General features: G+C 59.8%; 26 protein-coding genes and 1 pseudogene. 5 read left to right on the forward strand and 22 right to left on the reverse strand.

Translation table 11 applies throughout. From position 1 onward, the window contains the following. The first annotated feature begins 197 nt into the window (after positions 1–197). Positions 198–665: an Lrp/AsnC family transcriptional regulator gene (locus tag AYK65_RS30590; protein ID WP_026617245.1), complete on the forward strand. Its 468-nt coding sequence runs from the start codon at positions 198–200 to the stop codon at positions 663–665. A 727-nt stretch (positions 666–1,392) separates the two neighbouring features. Here the strand turns inward: AYK65_RS30590 and AYK65_RS30595 are convergent. The 10 genes from AYK65_RS30595 to AYK65_RS30640 are packed head-to-tail and all read right to left on the reverse strand — an operon-like array spanning position 1,393 to position 8,763. Further along, the gene (locus AYK65_RS30595; protein ID WP_081163140.1) at positions 1,393–2,430 is read right to left on the reverse strand and encodes a Gfo/Idh/MocA family protein; all 1,038 of its coding nucleotides are present in this window, start codon (positions 2,428–2,430) and stop codon (positions 1,393–1,395) included. Between the two features lie 7 nt (positions 2,431–2,437). Further along, positions 2,438–2,887 carry a type II 3-dehydroquinate dehydratase gene (gene aroQ / locus AYK65_RS30600; protein ID WP_026617243.1) on the reverse strand — a complete coding sequence of 150 codons (450 nt, stop codon included), beginning with the start codon at positions 2,885–2,887 and terminating at the stop codon, positions 2,438–2,440. Between the two features lie 33 nt (positions 2,888–2,920). Then, positions 2,921–3,289, reverse strand: a complete 369-nt coding sequence (locus tag AYK65_RS30605; RefSeq protein WP_026617242.1) for a 5-carboxymethyl-2-hydroxymuconate Delta-isomerase — start codon at positions 3,287–3,289, stop codon at positions 2,921–2,923. Positions 3,290–3,303: 14 nt separating this feature from the next. Next, positions 3,304–4,164, reverse strand: coding sequence for a shikimate dehydrogenase (locus AYK65_RS30610; protein WP_026617241.1), 861 nt, complete (start codon positions 4,162–4,164; stop codon positions 3,304–3,306). Between the two features lie 18 nt (positions 4,165–4,182). Further along, entirely contained in the window at positions 4,183–4,956 is a 774-nt protein-coding gene (locus tag AYK65_RS30615) for an amino acid ABC transporter ATP-binding protein (RefSeq protein ID WP_046117308.1), read from the reverse strand. A gap of 7 nt (positions 4,957–4,963) precedes the next feature. Continuing rightward, positions 4,964–5,788, reverse strand: a complete 825-nt coding sequence (locus tag AYK65_RS30620; protein WP_026617239.1) for a transporter substrate-binding domain-containing protein — start codon at positions 5,786–5,788, stop codon at positions 4,964–4,966. Between the two features lie 41 nt (positions 5,789–5,829). Then, the gene (locus tag AYK65_RS30625; RefSeq protein WP_081163141.1) at positions 5,830–6,480 is read right to left on the reverse strand and encodes an amino acid ABC transporter permease; all 651 of its coding nucleotides are present in this window, start codon (positions 6,478–6,480) and stop codon (positions 5,830–5,832) included. A gap of 9 nt (positions 6,481–6,489) precedes the next feature. Further along, positions 6,490–7,158, reverse strand: coding sequence for an amino acid ABC transporter permease (locus AYK65_RS30630; RefSeq protein WP_026617237.1), 669 nt, complete (start codon positions 7,156–7,158; stop codon positions 6,490–6,492). Between the two features lie 46 nt (positions 7,159–7,204). Further along, on the reverse strand, positions 7,205–8,026 hold the full coding sequence (locus tag AYK65_RS30635; protein WP_026617236.1) for a sugar phosphate isomerase/epimerase family protein: 822 nt from the start codon (positions 8,024–8,026) through the stop codon (positions 7,205–7,207). After that, on the reverse strand, positions 8,026–8,763 hold the full coding sequence (locus AYK65_RS30640) for a GntR family transcriptional regulator (RefSeq protein WP_081163143.1): 738 nt from the start codon (positions 8,761–8,763) through the stop codon (positions 8,026–8,028). Before AYK65_RS30640 ends, AYK65_RS30635 begins: the two co-directional genes overlap by 1 nt. 253 nt (positions 8,764–9,016) lie before the next feature. Here AYK65_RS30640 and AYK65_RS30645 point away from each other — a divergent pair, with 253 nt between their 5' ends. Genes AYK65_RS30645 through AYK65_RS30660 form a run of 4 tightly spaced genes read left to right on the forward strand, consistent with a single transcriptional unit; the run spans position 9,017 to position 12,187 of the window. Beyond that, positions 9,017–9,910, forward strand: coding sequence for an intradiol ring-cleavage dioxygenase (locus AYK65_RS30645; RefSeq protein WP_046117310.1), 894 nt, complete (start codon positions 9,017–9,019; stop codon positions 9,908–9,910). A 24-nt stretch (positions 9,911–9,934) separates the two neighbouring features. Next, positions 9,935–10,717: a fumarylacetoacetate hydrolase family protein gene (locus AYK65_RS30650; RefSeq protein ID WP_046117311.1), complete on the forward strand. Its 783-nt coding sequence runs from the start codon at positions 9,935–9,937 to the stop codon at positions 10,715–10,717. An 8-nt stretch (positions 10,718–10,725) separates the two neighbouring features. After that, complete coding sequence (gene hpaI / locus AYK65_RS30655; RefSeq protein ID WP_046117312.1) at positions 10,726–11,517, forward strand: 4-hydroxy-2-oxoheptanedioate aldolase; 792 nt, start codon at positions 10,726–10,728, stop codon at positions 11,515–11,517. Next, on the forward strand, positions 11,504–12,187 hold the full coding sequence (locus AYK65_RS30660) for a transporter substrate-binding domain-containing protein (RefSeq protein WP_046117313.1): 684 nt from the start codon (positions 11,504–11,506) through the stop codon (positions 12,185–12,187). The genes hpaI and AYK65_RS30660 overlap by 14 nt, the downstream gene beginning before the upstream one ends. A gap of 749 nt (positions 12,188–12,936) precedes the next feature. On the opposite strand, the gene AYK65_RS30665 is transcribed toward AYK65_RS30660, so the two are convergent. The 12 genes and pseudogenes from AYK65_RS30665 to pcaC form a co-directional block, all read right to left on the reverse strand. Next, on the reverse strand, positions 12,937–14,832 hold the full coding sequence (locus tag AYK65_RS30665; RefSeq protein ID WP_046117314.1) for a bifunctional sugar phosphate isomerase/epimerase/4-hydroxyphenylpyruvate dioxygenase family protein: 1,896 nt from the start codon (positions 14,830–14,832) through the stop codon (positions 12,937–12,939). Further along, positions 14,829–15,662: a shikimate dehydrogenase family protein gene (locus tag AYK65_RS30670; RefSeq protein WP_081163144.1), complete on the reverse strand. Its 834-nt coding sequence runs from the start codon at positions 15,660–15,662 to the stop codon at positions 14,829–14,831. The genes AYK65_RS30665 and AYK65_RS30670 overlap by 4 nt, the downstream gene beginning before the upstream one ends. Further along, positions 15,663–16,382 (reverse strand): ABC transporter ATP-binding protein, encoded by a 720-nt coding sequence (locus tag AYK65_RS30675; RefSeq protein WP_046117316.1) that lies wholly within the window; start codon positions 16,380–16,382, stop codon positions 15,663–15,665. It abuts the gene before it with no gap. A gap of 3 nt (positions 16,383–16,385) precedes the next feature. Then, positions 16,386–17,129 carry an ABC transporter ATP-binding protein gene (locus AYK65_RS30680; RefSeq protein WP_046117317.1) on the reverse strand — a complete coding sequence of 248 codons (744 nt, stop codon included), beginning with the start codon at positions 17,127–17,129 and terminating at the stop codon, positions 16,386–16,388. After that, the gene (locus AYK65_RS30685) at positions 17,126–18,097 is read right to left on the reverse strand and encodes a branched-chain amino acid ABC transporter permease (protein WP_081163146.1); all 972 of its coding nucleotides are present in this window, start codon (positions 18,095–18,097) and stop codon (positions 17,126–17,128) included. The genes AYK65_RS30680 and AYK65_RS30685 overlap by 4 nt, the downstream gene beginning before the upstream one ends. Further along, a complete protein-coding gene (locus tag AYK65_RS30690; RefSeq protein WP_081163147.1) occupies positions 18,094–18,972 on the reverse strand; it encodes a branched-chain amino acid ABC transporter permease in 879 nt (292 codons plus the stop codon). The genes AYK65_RS30685 and AYK65_RS30690 overlap by 4 nt, the downstream gene beginning before the upstream one ends. 55 nt (positions 18,973–19,027) lie before the next feature. Next, positions 19,028–20,167 carry an ABC transporter substrate-binding protein gene (locus AYK65_RS30695; protein ID WP_046117320.1) on the reverse strand — a complete coding sequence of 380 codons (1,140 nt, stop codon included), beginning with the start codon at positions 20,165–20,167 and terminating at the stop codon, positions 19,028–19,030. A 117-nt stretch (positions 20,168–20,284) separates the two neighbouring features. Beyond that, positions 20,285–21,178 (reverse strand): LysR family transcriptional regulator, encoded by an 894-nt coding sequence (locus AYK65_RS30700; RefSeq protein WP_026617224.1) that lies wholly within the window; start codon positions 21,176–21,178, stop codon positions 20,285–20,287. 151 nt (positions 21,179–21,329) lie between these two features. Beyond that, positions 21,330–21,529: pseudogene (locus AYK65_RS30705) on the reverse strand (3-carboxy-cis,cis-muconate cycloisomerase); the annotation flags it as partial. 37 nt (positions 21,530–21,566) lie between these two features. Beyond that, positions 21,567–22,181: a protocatechuate 3,4-dioxygenase subunit alpha gene (gene pcaG / locus AYK65_RS30710; protein WP_026617223.1), complete on the reverse strand. Its 615-nt coding sequence runs from the start codon at positions 22,179–22,181 to the stop codon at positions 21,567–21,569. Between the two features lie 9 nt (positions 22,182–22,190). Continuing rightward, positions 22,191–22,940 carry a protocatechuate 3,4-dioxygenase subunit beta gene (pcaH, locus tag AYK65_RS30715; RefSeq protein ID WP_046117321.1) on the reverse strand — a complete coding sequence of 250 codons (750 nt, stop codon included), beginning with the start codon at positions 22,938–22,940 and terminating at the stop codon, positions 22,191–22,193. A 17-nt stretch (positions 22,941–22,957) separates the two neighbouring features. Beyond that, the coding region (pcaC, locus tag AYK65_RS30720; protein ID WP_081163150.1) for a 4-carboxymuconolactone decarboxylase at positions 22,958–23,336 on the reverse strand (379 nt) is incomplete at its 5' end.

Genomic DNA, 23,336 nt, shown 5'->3' on the forward strand with positions numbered 1-23,336 from the left:
CGGCCCGTAGAACCAGCGAGAAGCTTGCGCAACGACCAAAGGATTGGCCGTTCTGCCACGCACCTGCGACAAATGCGCAGAATCGACGCAAAAACCGGCAGACTGGGAAACAGATAGGCACAAATGGACAGGAATCTGCAGCTTTGCCGCGCAGTCTGTGCATATTATGCGCGAAAGCGACCGAGAGGGATAAGACCATGGAGCCGATTGACCACTTCGACCGCAAGATTCTGGGCATCATCCAGGTCGACTGCCAGATGAAGGCCGAGGCGATCGGCGACCTCGTCGGCCTCTCTGCCTCCGCCGTGCAGCGGCGCCTGAAGCGCATGCGGGACTCGGGCATCATTACGGCCGAGATCGCGCTCATCGACCGCAAGGTGGCAGGCAACCCCATGACGTTCATCGCGGGCATGGAAATCGAACGCGAGAACTACGATGCCCTGTCCAAGTTCCGGGTCTGGCTAGCAAAACAGGAGCACATCCAGCAGGTCTACTACGTCACCGGTTCGGTTGACCTCATCGCGATCATCACGGCGCGCGATGTAGGGGAGTATGACGAAATAACCGCCAACCTGATGTCCGAAAACCCGCAGATCAAGCGTATCCATACCAATGTCGTGCTGAAGGACATCAAGCTCGGCATGTTCGTACCGGTTGCAGAATAGGGGAACTGTCGCCCGGATCGGATTCGAAGCGGAGACCCATTCTCATGGGAACCTGTCGAGTTTCCAGGAATGATCCACCGCTGGGCCCAGGAGAAATGACTGAGCTTGTTTGGGCTGCAGCTGGTAAAGACTCGCCTCCTGACGACTCTTGTCCCTGCACCAGACGGTAGTTGGGGTCGATTCCGGTAGCGGGCGCAACGACACCGTGAGCGCCATGGCGGCGCTCACACGACGGGGATATGGCCTTTTCGCCACACAACAGTCGTTGGATAAGCACCTTGCAGAGGGCAGAGTGCGGCCCAGTGCGGACATCCGAACCCAAGTACCGAATGACAAAAAGGTACGCTCAAGGCGGACGTTGATTTCTCGCCTAAGTCGGCTCCAAGCAGTCACCCAGAATTCGATGAAGCGTTGCGTCGTTGCCGGAAGCGGGCGTGTTTCGATGGCGGCGAAGACAGAGCGGCCGCGTTGACGCAGGCGGCCAAATCCTCGGCGACGATTTCCTCCGCCAAAAGGGCGATGCCTAAGTCGAGCGTGGCCAGCTATCCGACATGCGGCGCATGCAGCCGATTTGAGGAATGTCGAAGTGGCTTAACTGCCAGCGATCTCGAACAGGAGCGCTCGAAAACAGGACCGCCGCACTGCTCGTTCGTCAGTGGTGAGCCGGCGTTCACCTCGCATCGGATGCAAGGAGACGGAAGCGGTTGCGTTAAACATTGCTCAGGGGTCAGTTCAACTCAATACGTTCTCCCGTTGCCGCCGAGCGTTTTACCGCATCGATCACCCTCAAGGTTTCGAGCCCCTCACGCCCGCTGACAAGCGGCGGTTCGCCTCCGCGGATCACCTTGCAGAATTGTCTGATCTGCAGGACGAGCGGGTCCTCGTCGTCGACCTCGACGCGCTTTTGATCAAGTGGCTCCCACCAGCTCCGTTTAGCAGGATTGCGCCAGACCTCGAGCGACGGAACAGCCAACGAGCCGTGCGTTCCTCCGATCATGTAACAGGATTGCTCGGTTCTGGGGTAGGCCGGATTCTCTCCGGTTGTCATCTCCCAGCTCCACGGTGCGACCACCGAGTCCGAGACTGTCGCAGTTCCCAAAACTCCATTCTTGAACTCGATCAGGATCACAGCCGTTTCCTCAACTGCGTTGCCGCGCACTGCGTTGGACTCGCGTGCCTGAACCGCGGCCACATCGCCGAAAAGGTAACGCAGATTATCGACATCGTGGATGAGATTGAGGAAAACCGGCCCCGCACCGCGCTCACGACGCCACGAGATGTCGAAGTAATCGTCGGGCTTGAACAGCCAGAACATCGCATTGACAACAAGAACGCGGCCGAGCTTCCCGCTTTCGATGATTTCCTTTGCCTTCTGCATCACCGGATTGTGTCGGCGGTGATGGCCGGTCAATAGAGGAACACCTTTTGCCTCCGCCGCTGCGATCAGCTTTTCCCCGGATATAATGTCGTCGGCGATAGGCTTCTCGATGAGTGCGGGAACGCCAGCTTCAACGGCTTCCAACCCGTTCTGGACGTGAGCCTGGTTGGGCGTAGCCACGATGATCCCGTCAGGTCGGTCTGCGGCAATCATGTCCGCGAAGCTTGTAAACCACTTCACCCCGGCTTCCTTGGCAATAGTCTCGCCAACCGGCGTGGGATCGACCACGGCACTGAGTTGCGCCAAGGGCTCGGCCAGGACGTATTGAATATGGCGCTTACCGATGAGGCCTGCGCCAAGTACGGCCAGCTTAACCCGTTGGGTCATGGTCACCTCAGCTCTTGCTCGCCGCCTTGATCATTGTGGCCGCGCGCCGGATGCCAAGCTGGTATCCTTCTGTTCCAAGGCCGCAGATCACGCCGTCCGCGCGATGCGAAACGAACGAATGGTGTCGGAAGCTCTCGCGCTTGTGCACATTGGAGATGTGGATCTCGATCACAGGCCCTTCAAATGTGTTCAGAGCGTCGAGGATGGCGAGTGAGGTATGGGTGAAGGCTGCCGGATTGATGACGATGCCCGCACCGTCCTCGCGCGCCTCATGAATCCAATCGATGATCTCGTATTCCCGGTTGCTCTGATGAAAGCGGATTTCATGGCCGAGTTCGGCTGCTAGTTTGCGGCAGTCCGCCTCTACGTCTGCGAGCGTTTCATGCCCGTAGATGTGCGGCTGGCGTTTGCCAAGCAGATTGAGGTTTGGTCCGTTGAGAACGTAGATCAGGCTCATAGTGTATTTTCCTTCTTGAGCACGCTGTCCTGGTCAGACGAACGCGATTGCTTGAACGGCAAAATCAGGATCCGACTCGTAGAGATCTGCGCGCAAGCCGATCCTCCCAGCTTCGAGAGCAGGCGCGGCGATCGCCCGCGCGGCCTCGAGAACGGCAGTGAGAAGCTTCTGCTTGGTCTCTGCAGTACGACCCGGTGCCATCCGCACGATGATTTGGATGAAATGATTATCGACATGCTCGTCGCCCACGCAGGAGTATGTCGCCTCCCGCGCAAGCGTGCGCACGGCGGACGGTTTCACAAGGCCGCCATCGCGAACGCAGCGATGCACGCTCAGCGTGAGCCGGTCCATGGCGACATGCTCGCCTGCGCCCCGGCTATAATCGATGATGATATGCGGCATTTGGGATCTCCCCATCAAGCCGACAGGCGGCACAAGTCCATAAAGTGACGGGACATGCGCTCTGCGTCGGGTGCTATCCCGGTGAACAATTCGAAAGCCGCTGCTGCCTGGTAGACGGTCATGCCGCCGCCACGAAGGGTCCGGCAGCCTTTTCTTTCGGCGAGAGCAAGAAGCTCTGTGACGAGCGGCATATAGACGATGTCGGCGACCCAATGTCGTGGCAGAAGCCATTCCGGGTCGATCGGCAAACCAGGATGCCTCTTCATACCCGTCGGCGTCGCGTGGATAAGGCCGTCGGCGGAGCGCAGGGTGCTGCCGACATCCGTCGTGGCACGAGCGCAATCCCTTGAGAACCGATCGTTCAACTGCCCAGCCAAGGTTTCTGCTCGTTTCGAATCCTGGTCAAAGATCGATAATCTCTTAATGCCGAGCTTGATTGCAGCATGCGCCACGGCGACACCGGCGCCGCCGGCGCCAAGCAGGACGGCATGCGACTTCGCGACGTCCGGAAGGCCGCGCTGGAAATTCTCGTAGAAACCGTACCAATCAGTGTTGTGGCCGATCCTCTCGCCGTTACGAAAGACCACGGTGTTGACCGCACCGAGCATCTCTGCATCCTCGGAAAGGCGGCTGAGGTGGGGGATCACCGACTGCTTGCAGGGATGTGTAATGTTGCTCCCGGCAAAACCGCGCCGTTCTTCCTCGTCGAGGAGGTCCGGCAGCGCCGAGGCGGTAAGGCCTCGCGCGGCCAGATCGAGAAGCTCGTAGCGGTAATCAAGGCCCTGATGTCGAGCCTCCGTTTCGTGGAGCGCCGGGGACTTTGACATTTGGATGTCGGCGCCGATCAGTCCCACGAGGAATTTCTTGTCGCGCATTACTCTCGCTTTCGAACGTCAGTGGTGGGCCAGGATTTCGCCGAGAAAGGTTTTCGTGCGTTCGTGCTTGGGAGACTTGAAGAAGATCTCCGGTTCGGCCTCTTCGACGATTTCTCCGGAGGCCATGAAGATGACGCGATCAGCGACCTGACGGGCAAACCCCATTTCATGCGTGACACAGATCATCGTCATTCCGTCACGGGCGAGCCCGATCATGGTGTCGAGCACCTCCTTCACCATTTCAGGATCGAGGGCAGAGGTTGGTTCGTCGAAGAGCATGACCTTCGGCTCCATGCAGAGCGCGCGAGCGATGGCAACGCGTTGTTGTTGGCCGCCGGATAGCTGCGCAGGATACTTTTCGGCCTGGTCAAGGATTCGAACGCGCTCGAGATATTTTCGAGCCAGTCGCTCTGCGTCAGCGTGGCTTGTGCCTCGAACACGCATCGGGGCGAGTGTACAGTTCTGAAGTACGGTCATGTGCGGGAAGAGATTGAAACTCTGGAAGACCATTCCCACTTCGCGCCGTATCGCATCAACGGACTTTGTGCTTCCGTCCAGTACCTGACCCTCGACGACAATCTTGCCGTCCTCGATCGTTTCGAGGGCATTGATGCAGCGGATTAACGTTGACTTCCCGGAGCCTGACGGCCCGCAGAGGACGATTTTTTCGCCTTTGCGGACCGACAGACTGATGGATTTCAAGGCATGGAAAGCGCCGTACCACTTCTGCACGTCCTCAAGGGAAATCAGCGTCGGTTGATCGTTTGCGGAATTGAGCACGGAACTCTCCATTTGGGCTTTAATTGACGGTGAACGGGATGTTCGGAATGGATTCCGGGAACTGCGGCAGATCGATCGCCATCCACTTCTTCGTGATGGCAGCCAGCTCACCATTGGCCTTGATCTTGTCGATGAAGGCGTTGACGGCTTCGTTCCAGTCCTTCTCGCCGAGACGGGTCCCGACGCCGTTGTAAGTCGTCAGAAAGTCAATCTTGCGCTCATAGGTGCCGGCACTCGCCGCATCCAGACGCTGACCATAGAACTGGTTGCCGCCAACCGCCTTTACCTGTCCGGAGATGAGAGCCTGGATGGTTGCGGCGTCGTCATCAAAGCGGCGGACCGTTGCGGTGGATCCGACGGCGTCCGTTACTGCCTTATCCTGCGAACTGGACTTCGGAACGCCGATCTCCCATCCCGCAACGTCTTCAGGCTTCGTAACCGTGTCGGACTTCGCGGCATAAAGCGAAATCGTGTTAGCGGCGTAGGGCTTGCTGTATTGAATTGATTTCGCACGTTCTTCCGTCATCGCCATCGTTGCGAACAGGATGTCGACTTTGCCGGTCGTAAGCGCCGGAATTCGGTTGGCAACGGCGAGCGGCTGGAATTGAACCTTCACGCCCAACTCCTTGGCAAAAAGGTTGGCGACGTCAGCGTCGAAGCCGTCCTGCAGGCCGCTTGTGTTGACGAACCCCCATGGCGCATTGTCGCCCTGGATGCCGACCACAAGCGTGCCCTTTGCCTTGATTTCCTCTACAGTTGCCGCAGAGGCGGCGACGGGGCCAACGGTTGCGAAGGCAACGGTTGCCAGTGCAAGTCCGAGAAAATTCCTACGATTGTTGTGCATGCTTATTCTCCTCCTCAAGAGTTTTGCTTCGAGCGAAGCGGTTAGCGGGCAGCTTTCGCCATCCGTTTTTCGAGGCCACTTCCGGCATGGGCGAGCGGCCAGCAAATGCTGAAGTAGATTGCGCCGACGATCCCGAAGACGAGCAGCGGACGATAGGTCTGGTTTGAAATGATCTGGCCGGCGCGAGTCAGTTCAATGAAGCCGACGATTGCTGCTAGCGACGTGCCCTTGATGAGCTGGACAAGGAAGCCGATCGTGGCCGGCATCGAGATTTTCAGGGCCTGCGGCAGGATGACGTCTTTCATCCGCGAGACATAATGCAGACCGAGGGCGTTGGCGGCTTCCGTCTGGCCCTTCGGCACAGCCTCGATGGAGCCGCGCCAGATCTCGCCCAGGAAAGCACTGGCATGGAGCGTGAAGGCGATTGCGACCGCGATCCACGCGTTGACCTCGATGCCCAACAGCGCAACGCCGTAGTAGACAACGAAGAGCTGCATCAGAAGGGGCGTGCCCTGGAAGACACCGATATACCCTGCGGTGACCGTCCGGGCGACCTTCTTCTTCGAGGTGCGCAGCAGCGCTATCAGGATTCCGAATATCCCCCCACCGATGAAGCCCACGATCGCGAGCAGGACGGTCCACTTCAAACCCTGCATCAAAAAGAAGAATTCATTTTCGCCGATGGGACCCATGGCTGCCTCCTATCGCGTCGGGTAGTTGAAGTATTGGCGAGAAATCAGGGCAAAGAGGCCCATCATCAGGGTCGAAATAACCAGGTAGATAGCGGTGACCGTGAAATAGACTTCGAAGCTGCGGAAGGTGTCAGACTCAATGCGCTGAGCGGCCGAGGTCAGTTCGTAGGCGGCGATTGACGTGCAGACAGACGTTGTCAGTGTCAGCATGATGAACTGGCTTGTGAGCGAGGGATAAATCGCCCGCAGCGCCGGCTTGAGCACGATGAGCCGGAAGACGTCCGCCTTGTGCAGTCCAAGTGCGAAACCTGCCTCGATCTGGCCGCGCGACACACTCTCGACCCCGCCGCGGATGATCTCGATGGCGTACGCCCCACCATTGATGCCGAGGGCAATGATCGCCGTAACGGTCGGATTGAGGCGTATGCCCATGAGAGGAAGGGCAAAATATATGAAGAAGATCTGCACGAGGAATGGCGTATTACGCACGACCTCGACGAACACGATCACGGGAGTGCGCGTGATCTCGCTCTTGGAAGTCCTTGCAACAACGCCCAGGATTCCGATGACGAGTGCGAGGAGCATTCCAGCCAACGCAAGTCCAAGCGTTCCAAGCGAACCCCATAGCAATTCCGGGGCGCGGTCGAGGACCGCACCGAAATCAAACGTATAAGTCATGTAAGACTTCCTCCCTCCGACCGGCTTACGCCGCGTCGGCGCCGGATCAATGATCCGGTTTCAAAATTCCTAGTGCGCTGTCATGCAGATGTTTTAGATGTGCCTCCGGGTCCACCGGCCCGACGAATGGCACTTCAACCGAGATAGCAGTACCGGGTTCGGTTGCCGCCCAGAGGTCCTTCAACGGCAATTCGCCTTGTCCAGGAGCGAGCCTACCGCTTCTCGCCTCGGCGATCATTGCGTCCGATGTTTTGGGAGCAGGCCCGCGGACGTCGCAAAGCTGGACGTGTTTTACCTTCCCAGCATTTCCGCGAAGCTCGTCGATCGAGGCGCCGTTTCGGAAGAAGTGAATCCCGTCAACGAGGGCTCCAGCGTTCTCTGCTCCACAGGAATTCACGGCCGCTACGCTGTCGCGAAAGGTTCTTACCGTCCGCCAGCCCATGTTTTCGATGTCGACTGACATGCCATATCGCGCCGCGAGGGCGCAAAACGCAGAAAGGTTTGCGGCAAGACGGCCGCCGTCTCGATCATCGCCGCAAACACTCAGCCGGCGCGCCCCTATGTTCGCAGCGGCTGCCACGGTCGCCTCATGGGAGGCCGCAACGAAGCTCTCGTCGATCACGAAGAACTCGATATCGAACACCTTGATGCCTTCGCCATCGGCAATTGTCTTGAACTCCTGGGCACTCTGGCTGCCCACCGGCAACTCGTAGAAGGGGGCCCCGGGAAAGGCGGGGTGCAGACGCAGACCTATCGACGCAAAACCCGCCCGAGCAGCGACCACGGCGAATTCCTTGGGCGGCAGCGAGATGGATGAAAAATGCGCCACGCCCAGTTCAAGGCCCGGTCTTGGCGTCGCGACGGTCATCACAAGATCCCCTTTGTCGCGAGGTGATTGCGCAGATTGGTTCCCGTGCGGTGGATATGCTGACGCAACATATCGCACGAATAGTCCAGATCCCGCGCGACGGCTCCCTGAGCAATCTCACTGTGCTCCTGGCTGACGTTGCGGTCACCCGACGTGCGGGTCAGAAACACCCGGCGATAACGGTCGTTGAGATTAAGAAGCAATCTGCAGAAATGGAGCAGGATCGGCTTCCCGCAGCCAGATATGAGTGTCAGATGAAATTCGCGGTGGAGCTCTTCCCAGCGCTCCAGTGTCTCTGGCCGAGCCGCGTCGCGCTCGGTGCGGTTAAGGCGATGCAGCGCGCGCATGACGTTGCCCTCCCACTCCACATCGCCGAGCCGCATGGACTCGCGAAGCGCAAAGACTTCAAACTCTTCGCGCAGGGTGGTGATCTCTTCCAGATTGGCCAAGGAAATTGATGAAACGCGGTAGCCGCGATTGTCCTCGAACTCCACTAGACCGTCCGATATCAGCCGCGCCAACCCTTCACGAAGCGGACTGAGGCTTACGTTGAACGTCTTGCGCGCCTTGTCGAGATTGATCTTGCTGCCGGCCTGAAGCTCGCCGGAGATGATCGCCTCACGTAGACGGGATGCAAGCTGGCTCCCAATTGTGTTTTTGCCGTCGTCAAGAAAGCCAGAAGACGATGGAGCATCTTCTGTCGTCGGAGCAAATGCGCCGTCGTGATCCGGTACCATTGTTCCTCCTAAGGCTCCCCCGAACTAATTGTCGATGATCGATACAATAAACGATTATTTGTGTCAACTTCAGAGCGCTGAAATCTGCGCATAGTTAAGCCTCAGCTTCCTATTTCCAAACAATATGCAATTTAATCAACGAATTGCATGCCGCCATCCTGTTTCTTTTGGCTTATTGGCGCCTCACGAATGTACGGCGGCCTTGACAGATAATCGATTATTTTGATAGTCGGGAAATCGGGAGGTAGCCCACATGGTGATCAAAACTGAACGCGATCTGACGCCAGCAGTCCTTGCTGTGATGAATCGCACTGAAGACCCCCGACTGCGAGAAATCCTCGTGGCGATGGTCAAGCATCTTCATGCCTTCGTGCGCGAGGTTCGACTGACGGAGGTCGAGTTTCGGGAGGCGACAGCCATGCTGAATGAGATCGGGAAGCTGCATACTGATCACCACAACGAGTTTGTGCTGATGGCCGGTTCTCTTGGCGTGTCTTCACTTGTCTGTCTGCTGAACAATGGCGACAGGGGACAGACTGAGACCTCCCAATCGCTGCTAGGCCCATTCTGGCGCCTCAACTCCCCGCGAGTCGAAAATGGCGGGACGATTATCCGATCCGAGACGCCGGGCACTCCCTTGTTCGTGCATGCCAAGGTCGTTGACCGCGACGGCAAGCCAATCGCCGGCGCCGAAGTGGATGTGTGGCATGCATCTCCCGTGGGTCTTTATGAAAACCAGGACCCGGACCAGGCCGAGATGAACTTGCGCGGCAAATTCATGACCGACGAGCAAGGTCGGTTCTGGTTCAGGACCGTGAAGATGGTCGGGTATCCCATACCGGTCGATGGCGTGGTCGGACGCCTGCTCAAAGCTCAGGGACGCCATCCGTACCGACCAGCGCACCTGCACGCACTGATCTTCAAGCACGGATACAAGACGCTGATTTCCCAAGTCTTCGATCCCAGCGACCCGAACATCGACTCCGATGTTCAGTTCGGTGTCACGGCAGCGCTGACCGGCGACTTTATTCGCCATGAGGAGCCCCATCCGACCGAAACGGATATTCCTGGTCCGTGGTTCTCGCTCGACTACACCTATGTCATGGAACCCGGCGAAGCCGTTTTGCCGCGTCCCCCGATCAAATAAATCACGATCAGCAGAGCAAACGATATGATCACCGAAGAAGAACGCCAGGCCGCGGCAGACGCGCTGCTCAAAGCTGAAATCGAGCGCAAGCCGATCATACAGCCCAGCGAGACCTACCCGAACCTCGAACTTGAGGACGCCTACCGGATTCAGGCTTTATGGGCGGAGGCGAGGGTGGCCAAGGGCGCACGGATCGTCGGGCATAAGATTGGCCTGACGTCACGCGCAATGCAGATGGCTTCGAAGATGACGGAGCCGGACTACGGCTGCATTCTTGACGATGCCCTTTACAACGACGGAGCGCAGATCAGGGCTGACTTGTTTATCAAGCCGCGCCTCGAGGTCGAGCTGGCCTTTGTTATGGGTGAGGATCTCGTCGGACCCGGCACCAAGATCTATGACGTCATGCGTGCGACCGAATTCGTTGTCCCAGCGCTCGAGATTATCGACTACCGGACCGAAGTCCCTCGAGCGATCACCGACACCATTGCGGACAACGCAGCTTTCGGCGCCCTCGTCGTTGGCGGCCGTATAATTCGCCCGATGGACATTGATATCCGTTGGGTCGGAGCGACTCTTTCCAAGAACGGCATCATCGAGGAGTCGGGCGTGTCGGCGGCGATCATGGGACATCCGGCAGCCGGCATCGCGTGGCTGGTCAACAAACTTCATGCTGTGGGCGGTGGCCTGAAGAAGGGACAGATAGTCCTGGCCGGCTCCTTCACGCGTCCTGTCGATATCGCGAAAGGTGATGTCATTCAGGCCGACTATGGCTCTGTTGGCTCCATCGGCGTGTCGTTCGTGTGAGGTGCTAGATGGAACATCCTGTCAATCGGTTCAAGCAGAAGCTTCTTGCTGGTCAAAGTCAGATCGGCCTGTGGTGTGGCCTGCCGGGAAGCTACGCCGCGGAAATCGTCGCGCCTTCAGGTTTCGATTGGCTCCTGTTCGACACGGAACATTCTCCGGGTGACGTTCTGACCGTCCTGCCGCAATTGCAAGCGGTCGCACCATACGACGTTTCCCCAGTCGTCCGCCCGGCCATCAACGACCCCGTTCTCATCAAACGTTTCCTGGATATTGGCGTTCAGACACTGCTCATTCCCTACGTTCAGAACGCAGAAGAGGCGAAAGCCGCAGTCGCGGCCGTGCGATATCCTCCGGATGGAATTCGTGGTGTTTCCGCCCTGACGCGCGCCACTCGTTTCGGCCGAGTTGCGAACTATGCGCAAAATGCGGAACGGGAAATTTGCCTGTTGCTGCAAGTTGAGACGCGGGAAGCGCTTGACAACCTCGAGTCGATTGCGTCGGTAGAGGGAGTGGATGGCGTATTCGTAGGACCGGCAGACCTGGCAGCGAGTTTCGGACACAGGGGCCAACCGAGCCACCCGGAGGTGGTCGATGCAATTGTCGACGCGATTGAACGCCTGAAAGTGTTGGGCAAGCCTGCGGGCATTCTTACCCCGGATGAGAAGTTCGCGGCACGGTGCCTCTCACTGGGAACGCTATTTACTGCCGTTGGTGTCGATGTCGCTATTCTGGCAAGGGGATCGGAAGCACTCGCCGCACGATTTGCATCTCAGGGAGCGTACCACGATGTCGCAACGTGATGAGCTCCTCACTGAAATCGCACCGACGGGAGTCATCAGAGCGGCGGTCAACATGTCGAATGCCGCACTTGTCCAACTCGATCCAGTGACAGGCTCTCTAACAGGGCCGAGCGCGCAGATCGCGACCGAACTGGCGGCAGACCTCGACTGCGGTTTGTCGCTGGTTCAATACGGATCGGCCGCTGATATTCTTGCGGCTGCCGAAGACAACGAGTGGGACGTTGCGTTCATTGCTTCCGATCCGTCACGTGCCGACAGGTTCTCCTTCTCGCCCCCCTATACCACGGTGACCGCCAGCTTTCTGGTGTCAGACAGTAGCCCGCTACGCAGCGTGGAGCATGTTGACGTCGAAGGGGTGCGCATTGCCGCCGCCAGAACCGCTGCGTATACAAAGCAGCTTGAGCGACAGGTTAGAAATGCAATTGTCCTCCATGCCGAAAATCCCGCCTCCGCCCTGGACATGCTTGTATCCTCCCGGTGCGATGCGGCTGCGGGCTTGACCGAGTCCCTGTCACGTTTCTGCGAAGAGAATCCAGGTTTCCGCGTTGTTGAGGGGACATTCTCGAAAGTGCCTCAGGCGATCGCTGTGCATCGGAGGTGCGTTCACGCTTCAACCTTCCTGTCGGACTTCATCCAACAGCATTGCCGTGCGGGTAAGCCTAGCAATTGAAGCAGTTGGCGGGACATGCGCGGGAGCCAGGTCGAGGGGACGCAACGCGTTAACTCCCGAATAGCCAATTGGAATCCTCTTCCCTCTCAAGTGTTCCGACTCGGAAGTTCATGTTTCGTTGAGCCTTAGGGTACGATGTCGAGCAACCCTTGTTCCGAAGGGTTGGCGGTGGCCGTGCCCTGGATCATGGGCGTGTGCTTCGTGGTGCTGGCGCAGCAAGTCCTTGCCGTAGTCGTTGCCATTAGGCGTCCTGACGACCCGGGTGGATGTGCCCGCGCGTCGGCCACGCCCCGCCGCCACCGCGAGAATGGCCCAGATCGGCGCTCCTCCCCCAGCACAACGACTGCCCGGTAACTGCGAGCGCGATCGCGACCGACTGGGTGAGCATAATCAGGCGGCGGCGCGGAATCCGGTCGGCGGTTTATTGCCGGGTGGTACGACTGCGTTAGAACTATCGTCCTTTCCGTGCCGATAAAATTCGTCCTAGTAGGGGCCGGCACGAATGGCCGAAGGGTCCCGCTTAGCGGCCGATTCGCTCGTTCGCTTGAACTTCCGGAGTCCACCCAAGGCGGGCCCTAAGTCCAGCGCGCCTACGTCAGGTTCTCGGCAAAAGCGGCCATTACAAGGTTTGTTTGCGCCGGTCATGGTTCGCTCGCCCCGGTGCGAGTCCTGTGGCGCCCCACTCGCCGGATGCTGACTTAGCGAAGCCGACGGGGACGACCGATTTAAATTTTCAGTGAAGCTGGGCTTCAGCCGATAATTTTGGGCAGCCCCTCGGGCCGCAGGTGCTTCTTGAGGGCCGCGATGCGAAATATTGCGTTGGCGGCACCGTAGCCGCGATAACCGCGCCGCTCGACGATTTCGAAGAAGAAGCCCTCGCCATAGGTCGGGCTGTAGAGCTGGAAGAACTCCCCGTGCTCGTCGCGATCGTAAAGAATATTCTCCGCCCTCAGCCGCTCTGTCAGCTCCGGATCGAGACCAAATCGCGCCTCGACGTCGTCATAATAGTTCGGCGAGATGTGTAGAGCTCGGAAGCCATTCCTGCGCAGCGCCGCCGCCGTGGCGAAGATGTCGTCGGTATCGAAGGCGAGATGCTGGACGCCCGAACCGAAAGTCTCGGCGATGAAATGCCCCGCAAGCGTGCGGCGGTTCTCCGCACCGTTGAGTGTTATTCGAAGCGCGCCGGACGCGTTCTCTACCACCTGGCTGCGGACGACTCCGGCCGGATCGATGATGTCGACCATCGGCGTCTTCCCGGCCTCGAAGATCGACGTGTAGAACAGAACCCAGGTGAGCATCTCTTCATAAGGCATCGTCTGGGCGATATGGTCGACGCGCCGAAGGCCAGCGCTTTCCACGCCGCTATCCTCCGTGACCGGCACGAAGTCGATGTCCCAGATGCGGCCGAGATCGGTCTTATCGTCGAGCAGATAGACGAGCCCACCGCCCACGCCGCGGATGGCCGGCATTTCGACCTCGCCGGGCGCGACCGGCTGGCTGAACGGCTCGGCGTTGAGCGCGACCGCGCGCTCCAACGCTCTTTTCGCGTCGTCCACCACGAGGGCGACCGCGTAGGCCGAGCTGCCATGAACCGCGTAGGAGGCACCGGCAAAGCCGCCTTCATCCGTGTTCACCAGCACGCGGATATCGCCCTGCCGGTACAGGTCGACCTGCTTGGAGCGGTGGGTGGTCGTCTTCCTAAATCCGAGCGTCTTCAGCGTGGCTATCAGTTCGGCGGCCTCTTCATCGGCGGCGGCGAACTCGATGAAGCCGATTTCCTTGATTTCGGCACGCTGGGGCATCGGCGCCACCGTGAGCGAACCGGCTCCGGGCGAGCGCCGCACCTGGTCGCCCAGATAGATCAGCGAGCGGTAGCCATCGACGGCTATGGCACTGGCATTGCCGCCGCGAAACTGGTCGTTGAAGATCTCGAGAGAGAAATAGCCGTCATAGCCGGTCTCCGCGATGGCACGGGTGAATTCGGCGACAGGCAGGTCGCCCTCCCCTGGCATGTTGCGGAAGTGGCGGCTCCAATACAGCAGATCCATGTCGATCAGCGGCGCATCGGCGAGCTGAACAATGAAGATCTTCTCCTTGGGGATCGAGCGGATCGAATTGATGTCGATCTTGCGGGACAGCGTATGGAAGCTGTCGAGGATCAGGCCGATGTTCGGGTGATCGGCTCGGCGCACGATCTCCCAGGCATCGCGATGGTCCGAGATATGCCTGCCCCAGGCAAGCGCCTCATAGCCCACTTTCAACCCGCGCTTCGCCGCCCGCTCGCCGAGCTCGTGAAAATCCGCCGCCGCCCGATCGACGCCGCCGAGCGATATCGGCGATATGTTGGAACAGACGAGCAGGAGATCGGTGCCGAGCTGCTGCATGATGTCGAACTTGCGTTCTGCCCTGTCGAAGGTGCGCGCGCGGTGCGGCTCAGGCATGCCTTCGAAATCCCGGAACGGCTGGAAAAGCGTGATCTCCAGACCGTGGTCGCGCACCATTTTTCCGACATCAGCCGGGCTGCCGTCGAAGGCGAGGAAATCATTCTCGAAGATCTCGACACCGTCGAAGCCGGCCGCCGCGATCGCCGCGAGCTTGTCGGGCAATTCGCCGCTGATCGAGACAGTTGCGATGGAAGTCTTCATCTCACGATACCTCCGTCCTCGCTGTCCTTGTCGAGGCCCCAAAAGGCGATCTGCGTCGGCAATTGCGCGAGCGTCATCTCCGCGCCGGTCTGGATCGCGATGCCGCGGCGCCGAGCCTCTTCGAGCCAGGGCGTTACCGGCGGCTTCGTCACCGCATCGGCGATGATTTCCGCGCGCGTCAGCCGTTCGAGTGGAAAGGGGTAAGGATCGGCCTCGTCCATGCCTGCCGGCGAGGCATTGATGGCTACATCCACGGCGACGTCGTCCGGCAAATCGTCGTGCGCTTGAACTTGCGGGTAGTCGCGGCGCAGATGCGCGATCAGGCGGTCCGCCTTCGCCTGATCGCGCTCGATGACGATGAGGGTTGCCGCACCTGCCTCTGCAAGCGCATAGATGATGGCCGCCCCCGCGCCGCCAGCGCCGACGACCAGCGCCGTTTTGCCTCGAACGCTCACACCGTTCTTGGCAAGCGCCGCAACCATCGCATCGCCGTCCACCATGTCGCCGATCAGCGTCCCGTCCGTATTTCTCCGAACGATGTTGACGGCCCCGGCCCGGCGGGCCCGGTCCGTGAGCTCGTCGACGCCGGCAAAGGCCGCCTGTTTGTGGGGCATCGTCACCGACAAACCGGCGCAATTCAGTGTATCGCGCATGGCGTCGAGAAACGCTCCGACCTTCTCGGGAAGGATATCGATCGGGATCAGAACGGCGGCCACGCCGTTTCTTGAGAACCACTCGTTCATTGGCCCAGGCGATTTCACCTGCTCGACCGGGTGGCCGATGAGCGGAATGAAAACCGTTTTGCCGCTAATGGTCGTCACCGGCTGCATTCACGCCTCCTCGAGATGGGCGCCGAGGAACAGCTGGCCAACGCGCGGATCGGCGAGAAGCTCGTCGGCCCTGTCATACATCCGGGTCCGGCCCTGTTCGAGCACCAGGCCGTAGTCGGACATGGCGAGTGCCGCCTTCGCGTTCTGCTCGACCATCAGGATCGTCACGCCTTCGTCGCGCAGCCGGAGCAGAGTGCGGAAGGTCTCGTTGATCATCTGCGGGGAGAGCCCGATCGACGGCTCGTCGACGAGGATGAGCGAGGGATTGAGCAAAAGGGCGCGGGCGATCTCCAGCTGTTTCTGCTGGCCGCCCGAAAGCGTGATTGCCTGCTCCTTCGCCTTCTCCTTGAGAATGGGGAACTGCTCCATCACCTCGTCGATCCGCCTTGCGATCTGCGCCTGGTCGGTGGAGGAGATGCCGCCGATCTCGAGGTTGTGCCGCACCGACAGCATTGGGAAGAGATTGCGCCCCTGGGGCACATAGGTGACACCCTTGGCCAGCATTTTCGCCGGCGGCAGTGCCGTGACGTCCTCGCCGTTCAACAACACGTTGCCCGAGCGGATTTTCAGGAGCCCGAAGATCGCCTTGAAGACCGTCGATTTGCCTGCCCCGTTTGGGCCGATCACTGTGGTGATCGTGCCCTTGTCGATCTTGAAGGAGGTGCCGTTCAGGATGGTCATTTTGCCGTAGCCGCCATAGACCTGCTTGAGTTCCAGCATGGCTCAACCTCCGAGATAGGCTTCGATGACGGTCGGATCGTTGCGCACCGTTTCCGGATCGCCTTGGGCAATGATCCTGCCGTTCGCCAGAACGATGATGCGCGTGCAGAGCGACATCACGAATTCCATGTTGTGTTCGATGACGACGAAAGTCGCTCCGCGTTCCTGGTTGAAGGCCTTCAGTCGCTCCTTGAGATCGGCGAGCATGGTGAGATTGACGCCGCCGGCCGGCTCGTCGAGCATCACCAGCTTCGGTCCCGCCATGAAGGCCATGGCGGCGTCGAGCAGCTTCTGCTGGCCATAGGAAAGCGACCCGGCCTTCTCGTAGGTCTGGTGCCCGAGACGGAAGAAGTCGATCATTCTCAAGGCCTCGGCGGTCAGGCCCGCATCCGGCTTGCCGAAGAGACGCGAGAGCATCGTGCCCTTATGCTCCTGCCCGGCCAGGATAATGTTGTCGAGCACCGTCATATCCGGAAAGACCTGCAGCATCTGAAAGGTGCGGCCGACGCCGAGCTTATTGAGGTCGCAGGGCCGCTTGCCGGCGACATCCTGCCCGTCGACGAGCACGCTTCCCGTCGAAGCCGGCAACTGGCCGAGGACGCAGTTGAAGAGGGTCGACTTGCCGCTGCCGTTCGGGCCGATCAAACCTAGGATCTCGCCCTGGTGGACGTCGAACGACACGTTGTCCACGGCTCTCAAGCCGCCGAAGGATTTGCTGACATTGCGTACGGAAAGGACCGGCGTCATCGTCCTGCCTCCCAGGTCGTGGCATTCGGCTTCTGCCGGATCTTCAGCGCCGTGCGGGCGCGCTCGACCAGGCCGAGCAAGCCGGTCGGGCAGAAGACCATCAGCACGATAACCAGCGTTGCGTAGATCATCAGGTAATATCCCTCGGTGAAACGCAGGAATTCCGGCGCGAGAACAATCAGCAGCGCGCCCAGTATCGGGCCGAAGAAGAAACCCGCGCCGCCGACGATCACCATGAGCAGGACCTTGAGCGAGATCGTCAGGCCGAAGGAATGCGGATCGATGAACTGCGTGAGCTGTGCAAGGAGGCTGCCGGCGAGCCCGCCATAGGATGAGCCGATAGCGAAGGCGAGAAGCGTCGTCTTGCGGATGTCGACGCCCAGGCTGTTGGCGCGGATCGGGTTCTCGCGCAGCGCCTTGAAGGCGCGGCCCCAGGGCGAGCGGATGATGCCGTAGAGGGCGGCCGCCATCAGCACGAACAGCGCAAGAACGAAGAAGTAGAAGGCAAGCGGCTTCTGGGTGGGCAAGCCGAGGATCTCCGGCCGCGGGATGCCGACGATGCCGTAGGTGCCGCCGGTCAGCCATTCCTCGTTGCGCAATGCGAGCACAACAAGGGCGTTGAAGGCCAGCGTGATAAAGGCGAGGAAGTGATGCTGGACGCGCAGCGCCGGGTAACCGAGCAGGAAACCGATGACGAAACAGAGCACCGTCGCTGCGACCATGGCGATCGGCCATGGCACGCCGGCCATGGTCATGAGGGCCGTCATATAAGCGCCGATGCCCATGAAGGAAGCCTGGGCGAGCGATACCTGGCCGGCATAGCCGAGGGTCAGATTCAGCCCCATCGCGGAGATCGAATAGACCAGCCACGACGACAGCACGAAGACGCCGTAATTGGACTGCGTGAAGGGCAGCAGGATCAGGATCGCCAGACCCGCGACCAATGTAAGGAGAGTGTGCTTGCTCATACGGTGCGTCCTTCCGCCTTTCCGAGCAGGCCCTGCGGCCGCACGAGGATGATGATGATAAGAAGGATCAACGGCACCGCGGAGCGGTAAGACGCGGAAATATAGGCCGCCGAGAGATTGTCGATGACGCCGATCAGAAGACCGCCGGCAAGCGCGCCGCGGATCTGATTGAAGCCGCCGACGATCGCCGCGATGAAGGCGATCAGACCAAGCGTCTCGCCGTTCGAGAACTTCGCCAGATAGATCGGCGAGATCAGGATCGAGGCGAGAAAGGCGAGTGCCCCGTTGATCAGGAAGGTGTAGAGGATCATACGCTTAACGGGCACGCCAAGGATTTCGGCGACCTGCGGATTTTGTGCCGTCGCCTGCATGCAACGGCCGATCTTCGTCCCATTCAGAAAGAGCTGCAGCAGTGCCACCGCGCCAAGCGCAATCAAGAGAACGGCGATGTCCTGCACGGAAATGGCGGCGCCGAGGATGTTGAGCGTGCGGTCGGAAAAGAGTGCCGGGAAGGGAAGAGCCTCGGCAGTGTAGAATTGTTTGACGCCTTCCTTAGTCAGGATGCCCAGCGCCATCGTCGCAATAACGATCGGCAGGACACCATGTGGCAGCAAGGGATCGATGATGATCCGCTTGAAGCCGAAGCCGAGAAGCAACAGCGAAAGCGCAAGGGCAATCGCCATCGCCACCGGGAAGCTCAGGCCGAGAAACTGCGTGCCGGCAAGAACGAAGAAGGCCGGTAGCATGATGAACTCGCCCTGGGCGAAGTTGATCGTCTGCGACGCTTGCCAGAGAAGGGTGAAGCCGATCGCCGCGAGCGCATAGATCGACCCTGTTGCCAGTCCGGAGACGAACAACTGGAAGAACGTATTCATCGAAGATGTCCCAAAGGAACGGAGGGTCCGGCCGGAGCCGGCCGGACAGCGCCGTTCAGAGTTTCGGAAGTGTGGAAACGACGGTCTGCTTACCGTCCTTGACCTCGACGAGGAAGCTGTCGCGGTTGACCTCGCCCTTGTCGTCCCAACTGGTCTCCATCAGTATGCCGGGTTCGTCGGCCGGCGTGATCGTCAACCCGTGCAATGCATCGGCAAAGGCCTGGGGATCAACCTTGCCGTTCTTGGTAGTGACATGTTTCACTACATAGGCCCCCATATAGGCCTTGATGGCATTGTGATCGGGCTTGTAGTTGTATTTCGCCTCGAATTTCTTGGCGAACTCTTCGACGCCGGGGATTGGCGCGTTGGCGGTAAGGCCGACATGGCCGCGCACCCCATTGACGGCTTCGCCGGCAAGATCCACGACCTTCTGGTTCATCAGCGTCGTCTCGCCGAAGATCGGCTGCGTCACGCCCTGCTTACGGATTTCCTTGAGAAGCCGCGCGCTCTCCTCTTCGTGGAGATAAGCGAAAATGGCATCGGCATTGCTCGACTTGAGCTTGATGACGTCGGCGGCAAAATCCGCCTGACCCACTTCGCTTGAGACGTCGGCGGTGACCGTGATGCCGTGCTTCCCGAGCTCGGCGACGAAGGAATCCCGGCCGCCCTTGCCGAAATCGTCATTGACCCATGCAATGGCGACCGATTTCACCTTCATTTCATCGGCAAGATATTTGACGAGCTTCGGCATCGACTGCTGCGCGCCGAACGAGGTCCGGAAGATGTAGGGATTGCCCATGTCGGTGATGAACGGGGCTTCGGCGCCGGTCAGTTGCGGCACGCCGTTCTGCTGGGCGACCATCATGTTGACCTTGACCGAGCCGGAATAGATCGGACCCATGATAACATAAGCGCCGTCGTCGATTGCCTTCTGCACCATGGCGCGCGAAATGGTCGGGTCGGTCTGCGTGTCGTAGTCCGTTACCTCGACCTGTTCGCCAAGGATGCCGCCGGCGGCATTGATTTCCTCGAAAGCGAGCTTCAGCGCATCGCGCCAATTGCTCCCGACCGTCGCGCCAGCTCCGGAAAGCTCGATTACGTTCGCAATCTTTATCGTGTCTGCCCAGGACATATTCGGCAATCCAGCCGACAGCGCCACGGCGATTGCGATCGCCGCAATAGCTCTCTTTTTCATGTTCTCCTCCTCATTTCATTCGATGGGCGGCGAACCTCCCCCCGCCCAGTTGCGCCATGATGTCCGAACTCTAACGTAACGGCAAATACCAATGAATCCGGAGTCCATAACATCATGTTATCTTTTCGCTGGGTTCATTTCGCTGCGCAGCGTCTCGATAAAGCGCTCCGAAAAGATCGACAGAGGCACGTCGCGGCGATAGGCGACATAGGTCGAAAATGTCGTGTCGGCTTCGATCTCCAGGCATTTGATTCCCGGCACCTTCCCCCCTGCGACGGTGAACTCGTCGATGATGGCGATGCCGAGATCAGCGCCGACCAACGCGCAGACGGTCGTGCCGAAACGCGCCTTTATCTTCATATCGTAAGCCAGGTGCTGGCGGCGGAAAATCTCCGTCATCACGCGTCCGTAAGGATCGTTCGGATCAATGCCGATCAAGGTGTGACGGACGATCTCCGCCGGTGCGATCGTATCCTTCTCGGCGAGCTCGCTCTCGTGCGGGACGATGCAAAGCAGTCGCCCGGTCGCGAGCGGTTCGAAATGGATGATCGAGTGCTCGAGATAAGAACTGATCGCAACGACCTCACCCCGCCCAACGAGCAAATAATCGATCGCCTCCTCGATTTTCAAAATGTTGATGTCGACGTAGAGCGCCGGATATTGCTGCCTGAGCTTTGCAATTGCCCGCGGCACCATCACATTGGCGATGCTCGGAACGGAGCCGACGCTCAGCTCAAGCCCGTCACCCTTTTCCAGTCGCTGGACCGCGAACTGCAGATCTTCGACCTGTCGATAGACGGTGTCGAGCAATCCAAAGATGTGGCGAGCCTCGGGAGTGGGCACATATCGCCCCTGACTGCGGTTGAAGAGTCTGATCTTGAGACTGTCTTCCGTATATTTCATCAGCCGGCTTACGCCGGGTGCCGCCACGCCTAGCAGTTTTGCCGCACCGGCAATCGTGCCTGTCACCATGATGGCGCGAATCACTTCGATTTGACGCAAGGTCAGCATGTCTCCTCCAGGACCGGACTCGGGCGACTCCTCCTGTCCGTGCTTGCGGCAGAATGCGGATGCAGGTTTCGGATGTCGACGAAAAAAGCTGCGACATCAATCAGCGCCGCTCCCATCGGATCGGCTCAAGCACCACGACGCGGACGACGGCTCACGCAGTGCCCAGCCGTCGGATATTGCCCGCGAGCTCGGCGGCGAGCCTCAATGCCGCTGCCGTCGCGCCGACCATCTGCGGCAGGATCAGCCATTCCAGCGTCCAGGCGGGCCCGAGCGTTCCTGCTTATGAACGAGCGCCTGGTGGATTGCGGAAATCTGCGTGGCGTTGAACCGAGCGAGCGCGACGAGAGCGTCAACAAGCATGCGGCAAGGCAGAACGGCTGCCGACCGATCAGATATCCAGGAAGACCGTTTCCTTTTCGCCCTGGAGATGAATGTCGAAGACGTAGACGGGCGACTCTCCGGCCGCGACAAGCGTTTCGACCCTATCGCGATGTTCGATTTTGGCAAGGAGCGGATCCTCGCCATTGGCGGCCGCCTCGTCCGGGAAGTACATGCGCGTGTGCAGTCCGATATTGATGCCGCGGGCAACGATCCAGAAGGTGATATGCGGCGCCATCAGGCGGCCGTCGCGGAAAGGCACGCGACCCGGCTTCACCGTCTCAAACACGAAAACGCCGTCCTCGGCGCTCGTCGGGCAGCGGCCCCAGCCAGCAAAATTGGGATCCGCCGAGCCGCGCGTTTCCGAAGGCGAATGATAAAGCCCTGCGGCATCCGCCTGCCAGATTTCGACGAGGGCGTCCTTGAGCGGCATTCCGGCGCCGTCGATCACCCGGCCCGTGACGGTGATGCGCTGCCCGAGTGTCCTGTCGTTGACCATCGACGATCCGAGATCCGTTTCATAAATGCCGGAAATTCCGCAGAAGTTCGGCGTGAGCCCGATATGGACGTAAGGCCCTGCGGTTTGCGAGGCGGTTTCCTTGAGATAACCCAGGTCCTGAACCATCGATTCCTCCTAGTTCCCTTCCGGCCGGTTCTCGAAGAACGTCGAACGGCGGCCGCGCAGAACGATATCGAACTTGTAGGCGCGCGCATCCATCGGGACCGTGTTCCCCCAGTCGAGCGCCGCGATCAGCTGCTCGATCGCCCGGCGGTCGGGAATGGTCCCGACGATCGGACATTTCCAGATCATCGGGTCGCCCTCGAAGTACATCTGCGTGATCAGGCGCTGGGCAAAGCCGTGGCCGAAGACCGAGAAGTGGATATGCGCCGGCCGCCAGTCGTTGACGCCGTTCGGCCAAGGATAGGGGCCTGGTTTGATCGTGCGGAAGTAATAATAGCCGTTCTCGTCGGTGATCGTCCGGCCGCAGCCGCCGAAATTCGGATCGAGCGGTGCCAGATAGCTTTCTTTCTTATGGCGGTAGCGGCCGCCGGCATTCGCCTGCCAGAATTCGACCAGCGCGCCCGCAACCGGCCGGCCCCGTTCATCAAGCACCCGCCCATGCACAATGATGCGCTCACCGATCGCGCTTTCACCGGGCTTTGCGAAATTACGGATCAGGTCGTTGTCGAGTTCGCCGAGCATCGAATGGCCGAAGACGGGACCGGTGATCTCCGAGATCGTGCCGTCGAGTGACAGCAGGGCCTTTCGTGGCGAGCGCAGTACCGAGGTCTTGTAGCCGGGCGATAAGGCCGGCGGGTGCCAGCTCCGGTCGCGCGGGAAGAAGGCGCCGGTTTCCGGCCGACCATTGTCATGATTGGACATGTTCGCTCTCTCCCTTCTCAGGCTGCCTTGCCGGCGTCCATCTCGCAAAACACCCGCTTGGCGATCTTGATCGCATGATTGGCCGCGGGCACCCCGGCATAGATCGCCACATGCAGAAGCGCCTCGCAAATATCCTCCCGTGTCGCACCCGTATTCGCCGTGGCGCGGATATGCATCGCCACCTCCTCGTCCTGGCCGAGAGCGGCAAGAAGCGCAATGGTGACGATCGACCGCTCGCGCTTCGTCCAGGCCGAACGCGACCAGACATGGCCCCAGGCCGCCTCGGTGATGAGTTCTTGGAACGGCCGGTCGAAGTCGGTTGTCGCCGATTGCGCGCGGTCGACGTGATTGTCGCCAAGGACGGCACGACGCGTCGCCATGCCCTGGCGGTAGCGG

The organism is Ensifer aridi, assembly GCF_002078505.1.
In the GTDB taxonomy this organism is placed as follows: domain Bacteria; phylum Pseudomonadota; class Alphaproteobacteria; order Rhizobiales; family Rhizobiaceae; genus Sinorhizobium; species Sinorhizobium aridi.

What these genes read in the sequence shown, in the direction of transcription:
- AYK65_RS30590 (WP_026617245.1), top strand. Translation starts at nt 198, where the DNA reads ATGGAGCCGATTGACCACTTCGACCGCAAGATTCTGGGCATCATCCAG.
- AYK65_RS30595 (WP_081163140.1), bottom strand. Translation starts at nt 2,430, where the DNA reads ATGACCCAACGGGTTAAGCTGGCCGTACTTGGCGCAGGCCTCATCGGT.
- aroQ (WP_026617243.1), bottom strand. Translation starts at nt 2,887, where the DNA reads ATGAGCCTGATCTACGTTCTCAACGGACCAAACCTCAATCTGCTTGGC.
- AYK65_RS30605 (WP_026617242.1), bottom strand. Translation starts at nt 3,289, where the DNA reads ATGCCGCATATCATCATCGATTATAGCCGGGGCGCAGGCGAGCATGTC.
- AYK65_RS30610 (WP_026617241.1), bottom strand. Translation starts at nt 4,164, where the DNA reads ATGCGCGACAAGAAATTCCTCGTGGGACTGATCGGCGCCGACATCCAA.
- AYK65_RS30615 (WP_046117308.1), bottom strand. Translation starts at nt 4,956, where the DNA reads ATGGAGAGTTCCGTGCTCAATTCCGCAAACGATCAACCGACGCTGATT.
- AYK65_RS30620 (WP_026617239.1), bottom strand. Translation starts at nt 5,788, where the DNA reads ATGCACAACAATCGTAGGAATTTTCTCGGACTTGCACTGGCAACCGTT.
- AYK65_RS30625 (WP_081163141.1), bottom strand. Translation starts at nt 6,480, where the DNA reads ATGGGTCCCATCGGCGAAAATGAATTCTTCTTTTTGATGCAGGGTTTG.
- AYK65_RS30630 (WP_026617237.1), bottom strand. Translation starts at nt 7,158, where the DNA reads ATGACTTATACGTTTGATTTCGGTGCGGTCCTCGACCGCGCCCCGGAA.
- AYK65_RS30635 (WP_026617236.1), bottom strand. Translation starts at nt 8,026, where the DNA reads ATGACCGTCGCGACGCCAAGACCGGGCCTTGAACTGGGCGTGGCGCAT.
- AYK65_RS30640 (WP_081163143.1), bottom strand. Translation starts at nt 8,763, where the DNA reads ATGGTACCGGATCACGACGGCGCATTTGCTCCGACGACAGAAGATGCT.
- AYK65_RS30645 (WP_046117310.1), top strand. Translation starts at nt 9,017, where the DNA reads ATGGTGATCAAAACTGAACGCGATCTGACGCCAGCAGTCCTTGCTGTG.
- AYK65_RS30650 (WP_046117311.1), top strand. Translation starts at nt 9,935, where the DNA reads ATGATCACCGAAGAAGAACGCCAGGCCGCGGCAGACGCGCTGCTCAAA.
- hpaI (WP_046117312.1), top strand. Translation starts at nt 10,726, where the DNA reads ATGGAACATCCTGTCAATCGGTTCAAGCAGAAGCTTCTTGCTGGTCAA.
- AYK65_RS30660 (WP_046117313.1), top strand. Translation starts at nt 11,504, where the DNA reads ATGTCGCAACGTGATGAGCTCCTCACTGAAATCGCACCGACGGGAGTC.
- AYK65_RS30665 (WP_046117314.1), bottom strand. Translation starts at nt 14,832, where the DNA reads ATGAAGACTTCCATCGCAACTGTCTCGATCAGCGGCGAATTGCCCGAC.
- AYK65_RS30670 (WP_081163144.1), bottom strand. Translation starts at nt 15,662, where the DNA reads ATGCAGCCGGTGACGACCATTAGCGGCAAAACGGTTTTCATTCCGCTC.
- AYK65_RS30675 (WP_046117316.1), bottom strand. Translation starts at nt 16,382, where the DNA reads ATGCTGGAACTCAAGCAGGTCTATGGCGGCTACGGCAAAATGACCATC.
- AYK65_RS30680 (WP_046117317.1), bottom strand. Translation starts at nt 17,129, where the DNA reads ATGACGCCGGTCCTTTCCGTACGCAATGTCAGCAAATCCTTCGGCGGC.
- AYK65_RS30685 (WP_081163146.1), bottom strand. Translation starts at nt 18,097, where the DNA reads ATGAGCAAGCACACTCTCCTTACATTGGTCGCGGGTCTGGCGATCCTG.
- AYK65_RS30690 (WP_081163147.1), bottom strand. Translation starts at nt 18,972, where the DNA reads ATGAATACGTTCTTCCAGTTGTTCGTCTCCGGACTGGCAACAGGGTCG.
- AYK65_RS30695 (WP_046117320.1), bottom strand. Translation starts at nt 20,167, where the DNA reads ATGAAAAAGAGAGCTATTGCGGCGATCGCAATCGCCGTGGCGCTGTCG.
- AYK65_RS30700 (WP_026617224.1), bottom strand. Translation starts at nt 21,178, where the DNA reads ATGCTGACCTTGCGTCAAATCGAAGTGATTCGCGCCATCATGGTGACA.
- pcaG (WP_026617223.1), bottom strand. Translation starts at nt 22,181, where the DNA reads ATGGTTCAGGACCTGGGTTATCTCAAGGAAACCGCCTCGCAAACCGCA.
- pcaH (WP_046117321.1), bottom strand. Translation starts at nt 22,940, where the DNA reads ATGTCCAATCATGACAATGGTCGGCCGGAAACCGGCGCCTTCTTCCCG.